We start from the raw sequence: 12,300 nt of genomic DNA on the forward strand, positions 1-12,300 counted from the left end.
GGTGACCACATCACCTTCCCGCGCCTCGACCGCACCCCGCGTGACGAACACCAGACGCGAGGCTCCGAACCGCTCATCGGCCAACCACCCCTGCAGCAGGCCGAGGGCGTGAGCGACCAGCTCGTGAGTCGACTCCACCACGCTCTCGGCGCCGGCCGACCCGACGGTGACCATGACCACGTCCGGCACCGAATCCAGCGAGGCGAGATCCCCGGTCAGCTCGACCACACTCGCACCGGTCTCCGCGCCCGGCACCTCCGCCAGCGCGGTCCACTCCAGCCCGAACAGCGAATCCCGCTCCACACCACGACCACCACCGGTGCCAACAAGCTGCTCGGGCGAGAACGAGCGCAGCACCAGCGACCGCGCCGACACCACCGGCTCCCCAGCCGCATCCACCGCGACCAGCGACACCGCATCATCGCCCACCCTGGCCAGCCGCACCCGCAACAGCGCCGCACCACCGGCGTGCAGGCACACCTCACCCCAGGAGAACGGCAACCGCGTACCCGCCGCGGCGTCCAGCCCCACGAACGTCACCGCCTGCAACGCCGCGTCCAGCAGAGCCGGATGCACCCCGAACGCACCCGCACTCGACGCCACCTGCTCAGGCAACGCGACCTCGGCGAACACCTCACCGGCCTCGCCCCGCCAGGCCGCCCGCAGCCCCTGGAACACCGGACCGTACCCCAGCCCTCGGACGGCCAGCTCCTCATACAGCCCGTCCAGCTCGATCGCGGTCGCGCCGGCCGGCGGCCACACCGCCGCATCGAACGACGCGACATCCACAGCACCGGCACCCGAAGTGCCGGTGGCCAGCGTGCCGGTGGCGTGCCGCACCCACGGCACCTCCTCATCGGCCCGTACCGGCCGGGAATAGACACCCAAGGTCCGCCGACCGCTCTCCTCCGGCGCACCCACCGCGATCTGAACCACGACCGCGTCGTCCTCGCCCAGCACCAGCGGAGCCGCCAGCGTCAACTCCTCCACCAGGTCGCAGCCGACCTGGTCACCCGCCCGGATCGCCAGCTCCAGGAATCCGGTCCCCGGGAAGAACACCATCCCCGCCACCGCGTGATCGGCCAGCCACGGATGCGACGAGAGCGACAACCGCCCGGTCAGCACCACCCCATCGGAATCGGCCAGCCCGACCGTCGCGCCCAGCAGCGGATGCCCCGCCGTCACCAACCCCGCCGCGGCCACATTCCCCGAACTGGCACCCACACTGCCATCAGGCCAGAACCACTGGTGCTGGAAGGCATACGTCGGCAACTCCACCCGCCGCCCGCGCGGGAGCACCGACCCCCAATCCACCACCACCCCACACACATGCAACTGAGCCAACGCCGACATGACCGACCACTGCTCATCGCGGTCCCCGCGCAGCGCCGGCACCAAGTCCGCGACGGACTGATCCTCGGCGGCAAGGGTGTCCTGAGCCATGGCGGTCAGCACGCCGTCGGGGCCCAGCTCCAGATACGCCCGCACGCCCCGCGCGTGCAGGGCACGCACGCCGTCGGCGAAGCGGACCGCGCCGCGGACCTGGTCGACCCAGTAGTCCGGCGAGCACAGCTGCTCGGCGGTGGCCGCCTGCCCGGTCATCGTCGACACCACCGGGATTCGCGGCGGGTTGTAGGTCAGCGTGCCGGCCAGGGCGCGGAAGTCCTCCAGCATCGGGGCCATCAACGGCGAGTGGAAGGCGTGCGACACCCGCAACCGCTTCGTGCGCACCCCGCGTTCCTCCAGCGTGGCGGCTACCTCAAGAACCGGCCCCTCCACCCCGGCGATCACCACCGAGGCCGGACCGTTCACCGCCGCGACCGACACCTCCTTCTCACGCCCGGCCAGCAGCTCAGCGACCTCCTCTTCAGAAGCCCGCACCGACACCATCGCCCCACCGGCAGGCAGCGCCTGCATCAACCGCGCCCGGCCCGCCACCAACGCACACGCGTCGGCCAGCGACAGCACCCCGGCCACATGCGCCGCGCTGATCTCCCCGATCGAGTGACCGGCCAGCACACCCGGCCGCACCCCCCACGAGGACACCAGCCGGAACAACGCCGTCTCAAGCGCGAACAACGCCGGCTGTGCCCACCCCGTCTGGTCCAGCGACCCCGCCTCGGCCGAACCAGGCTCGGCGAACAACACCTCCCGCAGCGACCCGTCCAGCAGCGGATCCAGCTCGGCGAGCGCCTCATCCAGCGCCGCCGCGAACACCGGGAACCGCTGGTACAGCTCCCGGCCCATCCCCGCCCGCTGGCTGCCCTGACCGGTGAACAGGAAAGCAAGCTGCGGCTCCGTCGCGGCCACCCCGCGCACCACACCGGCACCTGGCAGGTCCTCGGCCAGCGCACCCAGCCCGGCCAGCACACCATCACGACCCTCGGCCAGCACCACCGCCCGATGCTCGAACACCGACCGCGTCGTCGCCAGCGAGAACGCGATGTCGGCCAGACCCAGACCAGCATCGCCATCCACGAACGCCGCCAACCGCTCGGCCTGCGCCCGCAACGCCTCCACCGACCGGCCCGACACCAGCACCGGAACCACACCCACAGCAGGCGCCCGGTCCTGCGAAACCTCTTCGAGTTCCGGAACCTCCGGCCCCTGCTCGAGAATCACATGCGCGTTGGTGCCGCTGATCCCGAACGACGACACACCCGCCCGACGCGGATGACCGTTCCGCAGCCACTCGGCCGGCTCGGTCAGCAACTCCACCGCACCCGAGGACCAGTCCACATGTGACGACGGCGCATCCACGTGCAACGTCTTGGGCAGCACCCCATGCCGCATCGCCATGACCATCTTGATCACACCCGCCACACCCGCGGCGGCCTGGGTGTGACCGATGTTCGACTTGATCGAACCCAGCAGCAGCGGCCGGTCCTCGTCCCGATCCTGGCCGTAGGTGGCCAGCAGCGCCTGCGCCTCGATCGGGTCACCCAGGACCGTGCCCGTGCCGTGGCCCTCGACCACGTCCACCTCGGTGGAGGACAAGCCCGCACCGGCCAGCGCCTGACGGATCACCCGCTGCTGCGACGGACCGTTCGGCGCCGTCAACCCATTCGACGCACCATCCTGGTTCACCGCCGAACCACGCACCATCGCCAGCACCTGATGGCCGTTGCGGCGCGCGTCCGACAGCCGCTCCAGCACCAGCATGCCCACGCCCTCGGACCAGCCCGCGCCGTCGGCCGCGTCGGAGTAGGACTTGCACCGGCCGTCGCCGGCCAGCCCACCCTGCCCGGTGAAATCGATGAACGGCCCCGGAGTGGCCATCACGGTCACGCCACCGGCCAGCGCCAGCGAGCAGTCACCGCCGCGCAGCGCCTGCGCGGCCAGGTGCAACGCCACCAGCGAGGACGAGCACGCGGTGTCCACCGTCACCGCCGGCCCCTCCAGCCCCAGCGTGTAGGACAGCCGGCCGGTCGCGACACTTCCGGCGGTGCCGGTGCCCATGAAGCCCAGCACATCCGCCGGGAAGGGCATGCTGTTCGCGTAATCGTGGTACATCACGCCGGCGAACACGCCCGTGTGGCTGCCGCGCAGCGAGACCGGGTCGATCCTGGCCCGCTCGATCGCCTCCCAAGTGGTCTCCAGCAGCAACCGCTGCTGCGGATCCATCGCCAGCGCCTCACGCGGCGAGATCCCGAAGAACCCCGGGTCGAACTCCCCGGCCTCGTGCAGGAAGCCACCCGCTTGGACGTAGTTGACGGCTCGTCCCTCGGTGCCCGGATAAAGCGCGTCACGGCTCCAGCCGCGGGTCGTCGGGAAGGGCGAGATCGCGTCCGCGCCCTCGGTGACCAGCCGCCACAGGTCCTCCGGGGAGGTGACCCCGCCCGGGTAGCGGCACGCCATGCCCACGATCACGATCGGGTCGTCCGCCACTGGCACGATGGACGTGGGGATGATCGCGCCGGCGTCCTCGCCGAGCAGCTCGGCCAGCAGGAACTCCGCCAGCAGCGTCGGCGTCGGGTAGTCGAACACCAGCGTGGACGGCAACCGCAACCCGGTCGTACCGTTCAGCCGGTTGCGCAGCTCGACCGCGGTGAGACTGTCGAAGCCCAGCTCGCGGAACTCCCGCCGCACCTCCACCGTACCGGGCGAGGCATGGCCCAAGACCATGGCCACCTCGGTACGCACCAGATCCACCAGGACCTCGGCACGCTCGGCCGCTGTGAGCGGAGCCAACCGCTGCAACAACGTCGCCGCCACCACCGAACCGGACGCCGCCGACCGCCGCCCACCCCGCACCAGACCCCGCAACAACGCCGGCACCGCACCCTGCGCCCGCAGTGCCGACGGCTCAAGCCGGACCGGGATCAGCAGCGCACGCTCCAGCCCGGTAGCAGCCTCGAACAACGCCAGGCCTTGTTCCGGCGACAGTGGCGGCATCCCCGCCCGCGCCATCCTGCGCATTTCGGCGTCGTCCAGCGTGCCGGTCATCCCGACGTCCTGGGTCCAGGCACCCCAGGCCAACGAGAGCGCGGGCAGTCCCGCGGCCCGCCGCTGCTGGGCCAGCGCGTCCAGGAAGACGTTGGCAGCGGCGTAGTTGCCCTGCCCGGCGTTGCCCATCACCCCGGCGAGGGAGGAGAAGACCACGAACGCCGCCAGGTCCAGCCCCTGGGTCAGCTCGTGCAGATGCCAGGCGGCGTCGACCTTGGGCCGCAGCACCATGTCCAGCGACTGCGGTGTCAGCGAGGAGATGGTCCCGTCGTCCAGCACACCCGCCGTGTGAATGATCGCGGTCAGCGGGTGCCCGGCCGGGACCCCGGCCAGCAGGCCCGCGACCTGGTCGCGGTCGGCCATGTCGCAGGCCGCGATCGTGACCTCGACGCCGTGCGCGATCAGCTCGGCCTGCAGTTCCACGGCGCCGGGGGCGTCCAGGCCCCGGCGGCTGGTCAGCAGCAGATGCCGCACGTTGCGCTCGGCCACCACATGCCGCGCGAACAACGCACCCAGACCACCGGTACCACCAGTGATCAACACCGTGCCCTCGGGATCCCAAGCCCGGGTACCGCCCTCGTTCAGGTCATCGCCAAGGTCGGAGCCGAGCGCCACCCGCGCCAGCCGCGGCACCCGCACCCCACCCTCGCGCACCGCCATCTGCGGCTCACCCAACGCCGACGCCGCGGCCAGCACCCCGGACAGCGCCGACAGCGAGGACTCCTGCCCGTCCACATCGACCAGCACGAACCGGCCGGGTTCCTCCCACTGTGCCGACCGCACCAGTCCCCACACAGCAGCGGCCGCCAGGTCCGCCACAGCCTCGCTCTCGCTCGCCGCGACGGCACCCCTGGTCACGAACACCAGCCGGGAGCGACGACAGCGGTCATCGGCCAGCCACGCCTGCAGCAGGCCCAGCACCGCAGTGGTCAGCTCGTGAACCGATGCGACCACGTCGCCATACCCTGCAGAGCCGACCGCGACGGTCACCACCTCCGGAACCGCCGCCAGCGCCGCCAGCGCCGCCTCCGGATCCGATGTCAGATCCAGGACCGGCTCGACCTGGTCGAGCTCGGTGCCGGCCACCGCCGGCGTCTCGGGCGACGCCGTCCAGGTCAGCTGGAACAGCGAGTCCCGGTACGGGTCGCGGCCGCTGCCGGCGGCCAGCTGGCCGGCCGCGACCGGCCGCAGCACCAGCGAGCGCGCCGAGAGCACCGGCTCCCCGGCGGCATCCACCGCGATCACCGAGACCGCGTCACCGCCGGTCCTGACCAGCCGCACCCGCAGCACCGAGGCGCCACCGGCGTGCAGGCACACCTCACCCCAGGAGAACGGCATCCGGCCGCCCTCGGCATCGTCCAGGCCGACGAAGGTCACGCCGTGCAGCGCCGCGTCCAGCAGCGCCGGATGCACCCCGAACGTACCCGCACTCGACTGCGCCTGCTCGGGCAGGACGACCTCGGCGTACACCGCGCCGTCAGCCCCCCGCCAGGCAGCCCGCAGCCCCTGGAACACCGGCCCGTAATGGAACCCGCCCGCGGCGAACTGGTCATACAACCCGTCCACCTGGATGGGCGTAGCCTCCCGCGGCGGCCACACCGCCGCGTCGAAGCCGACCATGTCGCCGATGCGGGACCTTCCATCGGCCGCCGCCAGCACACCGACCGCGTGCCGTACCCACGGCTCCTCGTCGGCGGCCTCGGCCGGCCGGGCATAGATGCTCAGGTTGCGGCGACCGGACTCCGCCGCCGAGCCCACCCACACCTGCACCACGACGGCGTCCCGCTCGCCCAGCACCAGCGGCGTGGTCAGGGTCAGCTCCTCCACCAGGTCACAGCCGACCTGGTCACCGGCCCGGATCGCCAGCTCAAGGAACCCGGTACCCGGGAAGATCACCATGCCGCCCACCGCGTGGTCGGCCAGCCACGGATGCGACGGCAGCGACAGCCGCCCGGTCAGCAGCACTCCGGCCGAGTCGGCCAGCCCGACCGCGGCACCCAGCAGCGGGTGCCCGGTGGCGGCCAGTCCCGCGGCCGCCACGTTCCTCAGCTGGGAACCGGTGCCATCGGGCCAGAAGCGCTGCCGCTGGAACGCGTACGTCGGCAAGTCGATCCGGCGCCCGCCGCGGAGCACCGCCTGCCAATCCACCGGCACCCCATGCACGTGCAGCTGCGCCAGCGCCACCGTGATCGCGCTCTGCTCGTCCCGGTCCTTGCGCAGCACCGGCACCAGTACCGGATCGGCGTCGGAGAGCTGGGCCGGCGAGTCGGGAGCGGTGAGCTCGGCCAGGGTGTCCTGGGCCATCGCGGTCAGCACCCCATCCGGCCCGAGCTCCAGGTAGGCCGTCACGCCCTGCCGGTGCAGCGCCCGCACCGCGTCGGCGAACCGTACGGCCTGGCGGACCTGGTCCACCCAGTAGTCGGGCGAGCACAACTGCTCGACCGTGGCCATCTCACCGGTCACCGTGGACACGATCGGGATCCGCGGCGCGCTGAAGGTCAGCGTCCGGGCCAGTGCCCGGAAGTCCGCCAGCATCGGCTCCATCAACGGCGAATGGAAGGCGTGCGACACCCGCAACCGCCGGGTCTTGCTGCCCCGCTCCGCCAGCGCGGCCGCGAGTTCGAGCACGGCCTGCTCATCCCCGGAGATCACCACCGACGTCGGGCCGTTGACGGCCGCGACCGACACCTGCGTCGCATCACCGGCCACCAGCAGCTCTGCGATCTCCGCTTCGGATGCCTGCACCGCCACCATGGCCCCGTGCGGCGGCAGCGCCTGCATCATCCGGCCTCGCGCGGCCACCAGCGCACACGCGTCCGGCAGGGACAGCACCCCGGCCACGTGCGCCGCGGTGATCTCCCCGATCGAATGCCCCGTCACGACCTCCGGCCGCAGTCCCCACGACTCGACCAGCCGGAACAGCGCCGTCTCCAGCGCGAACAGCGCCGGCTGCGCCCACCCCGTCTGATCCAGCGCCCCCGCCTCAGCCGTACCCGGCTCGGCGAACAGGACTTCGCGCAGCGGGCCATCGAGCAGCGGGTCCAGCTCGGCGATCACCGCGTCCAACGCCTCGGCGAACACCGGGAACCGGTCGTACAGCTCCCGACCCATCCCGGCCCGCTGGCTGCCCTGACCGGTGAACAGCACCGCAGGCTTCGATTCGGCCGTGGCCGGCCCCTGCAGTACGCCCGCACCCGGCCGGCCTTCGGCCAGTGCCCGCAGGCCGGCCCCCAAACCCGCGTGGTCGGCGGCCACCACGGCCGCCCGATACTCGAACGCCGAGCGGGTGGTGGCCGTCGAGAACGCCACATCGGCCAGTCGCAGACCGGGCTCGCCGTCCACGTACGCCGCGAGCCGCTCGGCCTGCGCCCGCAACGCCTCCGCCGACCGGCCGGAGACCAGGACCGGCACGGCACCGTCCGACGCGGGTGGACGGCTCTCGAACTCCTGGCCCTCGGACTCCGCATCCTGCGCTTCGATCCGCTCGATGATCACGTGGGCGTTGGTGCCGCTGATTCCGAACGACGACACCGCCGCCCGGCGGGGGTGATCGGCCTGCGGCCACTCGGCCGGCTCGGTCAGCAGTTCTATCGCGCCCGAGGCCCAGTCCACGTGCGAGGACGGCTCGTCCACGTGCAACGTCCTGGGCAGCACGCCGTGCCGCATCGCCATGACCATCTTGATCACACCGGCCACGCCGGAGGCCGCCTGGGTGTGACCGATGTTCGACTTCAGCGATCCGAGCAGCAGCGGCCGGTCCTCCGGCCGATCCTGACCATAGGTCGCCAGCAGCGCCTGCGCCTCGATCGGGTCGCCCAGCGCCGTGCCCGTGCCGTGGCCCTCCACCGCGTCCACCTCGGCGGGGGTCAAGCCCGCACCGGCCAGTGCCTGACGGATCACCCGCTGCTGCGAAGGACCGTTGGGCGCGGTCAACCCGTTGGACGCGCCGTCCTGGTTCACCGCGGAGCCCCGAAGGACGGCCAGGACCTGGTGACCGTTGCGCCGCGCGTCGGACAGCCGCTCCAGGACCACCATGCCCACGCCCTCGGACCAGCTGGTGCCATCGGCGGCATCCGAGTAGGACTTGCACCGCCCGTCGGCGGCCAGCCCGCCCTGGGCGCTGAACTCCATGATCCCCATCGGCGTGGCCACCACGGTCACACCACCGGCCAGCGCCAGCGAGCAGTCACCCGCGCGCAGCGCCTGCGCCGCCAGGTGCATCGCCACCAGCGACGACGAGCACGCGGTGTCCACCGTCACCGCCGGTCCCTCAAGCCCCAGCGTGTAGGACAGCCGGCCCGAGGTCACGCTCCCCGCCTGGCCCGTCACCATGAAGCCACGGGCCTCGTCCGACGGGATGTAGCCGGAACCGCTGGCGCCGACGTAGACGCCCGTGTCGCTGCCCCGCAGCGACAGCGGGTCGATCCCCGCTCGCTCGACCGCCTCCCAGGTGGTCTCCAGCAGAACGCGCTGCTGCGGATCCATCCCCAGTGCCTCACGTGGCGAGATCCCGAAGAACCCGGCGTCGAACTCCGCGGCGTCGGGCATGAAGCCGCCCTGGAAGTCCAGGTCGCCGTTCACCTGCCAGCCACGGTCGACCGGCAGCGGGGAGATGGCGTCGCGCCCCTCGGTGACGAGCTGCCACAGATCCTCGGGAGAGTGCACCTCGCCCGGATAGCGGCACGCCATCGACACGATCACGATCGGGTCGTCGGCCACCGACGCGATCGCCGTCGGGACGACGACATCACCGTGCTCACCCAGCAGCTCGGCCAGCAGGAACTCCGCCAGCACCACGGGGGTCGGGTAGTCGAACACCAGGGTGGCTGGCAGTCGCAGCCCGGTCGCGACGTTCAGCCGGTTGCGCAGCTCGACCGCGGTGAGGGAGTCGAAGCCCAGCTCGCGGAACTCCCGCCGCACCTCCACCATCTGGGGGGACGCGTGTCCCAGCACCGTGGCGGCCTGTGCCCGGACCAGCTCGATCACCAGCCGGCTGCGGTCGGCGGGGGCCAGCCCGGCCAGCTGCCGCAGCAACGCCCCGTCCGCACCCGACACCGGGGCCGCCGCCGCTGTACGGCGCGTGCCCCGCACCAGCGAGCGCAACAGCGGCGGCACCTCACCGAACGCCCGCAACGCCGGCAGGTTGAGCCGGACCGGTGCGACCACCGGCGTGTCGCAGCCCAGGACCGCGTCGAACAGGGCCAGGCCCTCGGCGAAGGAGAACAGGTGGAACCCCGCGGCCGTCAGCCGGCGGAGGTCCGTCTCGGAGAGCTCGCCGGCCATGCCGGCATCCGCCGCCCACGGTCCCCACACCAGGGACAGGCCCGGCATGCCCTGGGCCCGACGGTGCTGGGCCAGCGCGTCCAGGTAGGCGTTGGCCGCCGCGTAGCCGCCCAGCCCCGCGCCGCCGGCCAGCCCGGCCATCGAGGAGTACATGACGAAGGCGGCCAGATCGAGATCCCGGGTCAGCTCGTGCAGGTGCCAGGCGCCGTCGGCCTTGGGCCCGAACACATTGGCCAGTCGCTGCGCGTCCAGCGACGGGATCATGCCGTCGTCACGGACGCCCGCGGTATGGATGACCGCGGTGAGCGGGTGCTCCGCCGGCACGCCGGCGAGCAGCTCCGCCACCTGGTCCCGATCGGCCAGGTCGCAGGCGGCGATGGTGACCTCGACCCCGTGCGCGATCAGCTCCGCCTGCAACTCCACCGCCCCCGGAGCGTCCAGGCCCCTCCGGCCGGCCAGCAGCAGGTGCCGGACCCCGTGCTCGGCCACCAGATGCCGGGCCAGGTTGCTCCCCAGACCACCCGTACCACCCGTGATCAGAACGGTGCCGTCGATATCCAGCCGCTGCGTGCCGTCTCCAGCCGGCGTCAGGCGGACCAACCGGGGAACGCGGACCACGTGTTCGCGAATCGCCACCTGGGGCTCGCCGCAGGCCAGCGCCTCGGGCAGCGCCGACAGCCCGGTCTCCCGCTCGTCCACGTCGACCAGCACGAAGCGGTCGGGATTCTCGGTCTGCGCGACGCGTACCAGCCCCCAGACCGCGGCCGCCGCCGGATCCGTGACCATCTCGTCTTCCCCGCCGGCGACCGCGCCCCGGGTGACCAGCACCAACCTCGACTCGGTGAACCGGTCATCGGCCAGCCACTGTCTCAGCAGCTCCAGTACCCGGCCGGTCAGCTCCTGTGCCGCCGACGCCCCGCCCGCCTCGGCGGGCGAGCCGATCTCGACGGCCACGACGTCCGGCACCCGGTCCAGCGAGACGCGACCGCCCGCGGGCTCGGCCTGACCCGGCTCGGCCCAGCGCAGGTCACCCAGTCCCGGCCGGCCCGGTTCTGACCAGTCCAGCTCGACACAGTCCAGCCCGGCCACCGCGTCCACCGGAGAGACGATCGTGGGCGCGACCACCCACTCCAGCGCGAACAGCGCGTCCCGCTCCAGCCCCTGGCCGCCAGAGGCGAGCATCTGGTCCGCGGACACCGGCCGGAACACCAGCGACTCCGCCGTCAGCACCGGCGCGCCCTCGGCGTCCACCGCCGCCAGCGACACCGAACCGCTTCCGGTCTTGACCAGCCGCACCCGCAACGCCGAAGCACCATTGGCGTGCAGGCAGACGCCACCCCAGGAGAACAGCAGCCGCCCCTGGCCCGGCTCCACCAGGTCCATGAACGAGGCCGGCTGCAACGCCGCGTCCAGCAGGGCGGGATGCAGGCCGAACAGTCCGGCGTCACCGACCTGCTCGGGCACCTCGACTTCGGCGAAGATCTCCCCGTCGCGCTGCCAGGCCGCCCGCAACCCCTTGAAGGTGGGCCCGTAGGCCACGCCGCCCTCGGCCAGGTCGTCGTACAGCCCGTCCAATGCGATGGGCATCGCACCGACGGGAGGCCACACGGTCGTGTCGAACCGCGCCGTACGCGCTCCGACCCCCAGCACGCCGGCCGCGTGCCGCACCCAGGGCTGGTCCGGCGCGTCGGCGAGCCGCGCGTAGATCGCCAGGTTCCTGCGGCCTGTCTCGTCGGATGCGCTCACCACCACCTGGACGGCGACGGCGCCGTCCGGGGCGAGCACCAGCGGGGCGGCCAGGGTGAGTTCCTCCACCCGGTCGCAGCCGACCTGGTCCGCCGCCCGGATCGCCAGTTCCAGGAACCCGGTGCCGGCGAACAGCGCCGTACCGGCCACCGCGTGATCGGCGAGCCAGGGGTGCGCGCGCACCGACATCAGGCCGGTGAGCAGTGCACCGTCGGAGTCGGCGAGCCCGACAGTGGCGCCCAGCAGCGGATGCCTCGCCGCGGCGAGGCCAAGCCCTCGGGCATCGGCGATCCGCACCCCGCTCGGCCAGTAACGCCGGTGCTGGAAGGCGTACGTCGGCAGGTCGACCCGGCGGCCACCCTCCAGCGCACTCTGCCAGTCCACCGCCACCCCGCGGACGAACAACTCGGCCGCCGAGGCCAGCACCCGGTCCATGCCGTCTTCGTCGCGGCGCAAGGTCCCGGCGACCACCGCGGTGACCCCCGCCTCGTCCACCGCCTGCTCGATCCCCAACGTCAGCAGCGGATGCGGGCCGACCTCGACGAACGCCCGATACCGCTCCTCCAGCAACCGCTCGACCGCCGGCCCGAACTCCACCGTCCGCCGCACGTTCTCATACCAGTAGCCGGCATCCAGCTCCGTGCCCTCCAGCCACTGCCCGGTCGCGGTCGACAGCATCGGCACCCGCGCCGCACGCGGCGCCACCTCCGCCAGGTCCACCAGCAGATCGTCACGGAACCGCTCGACCTGCGGCGAATGCGCGGCGAAGTCCGCACCGGCCAACTGCCAGCGCATCACGCCCTCGGCCGACAACCGCCGCTCCAG

1 protein-coding gene is annotated in these 12,300 nt (G+C 72.5%); it reads right to left on the reverse strand.

Translation table 11 applies throughout. The features are described from left to right. The coding region (locus ABZU75_RS41715; protein WP_355567421.1) for an SDR family NAD(P)-dependent oxidoreductase at window positions 1-12,288 on the reverse strand (12,288 nt) is incomplete at its 3' end. Between the last annotated feature and the right edge of the window lie 12 nt (window positions 12,289-12,300).

It is taken from the genome of Streptosporangium sp. NPDC005286 (genome assembly GCF_040607515.1).
Lineage (GTDB): Bacteria > Actinomycetota > Actinomycetes > Streptosporangiales > Streptosporangiaceae > Streptosporangium.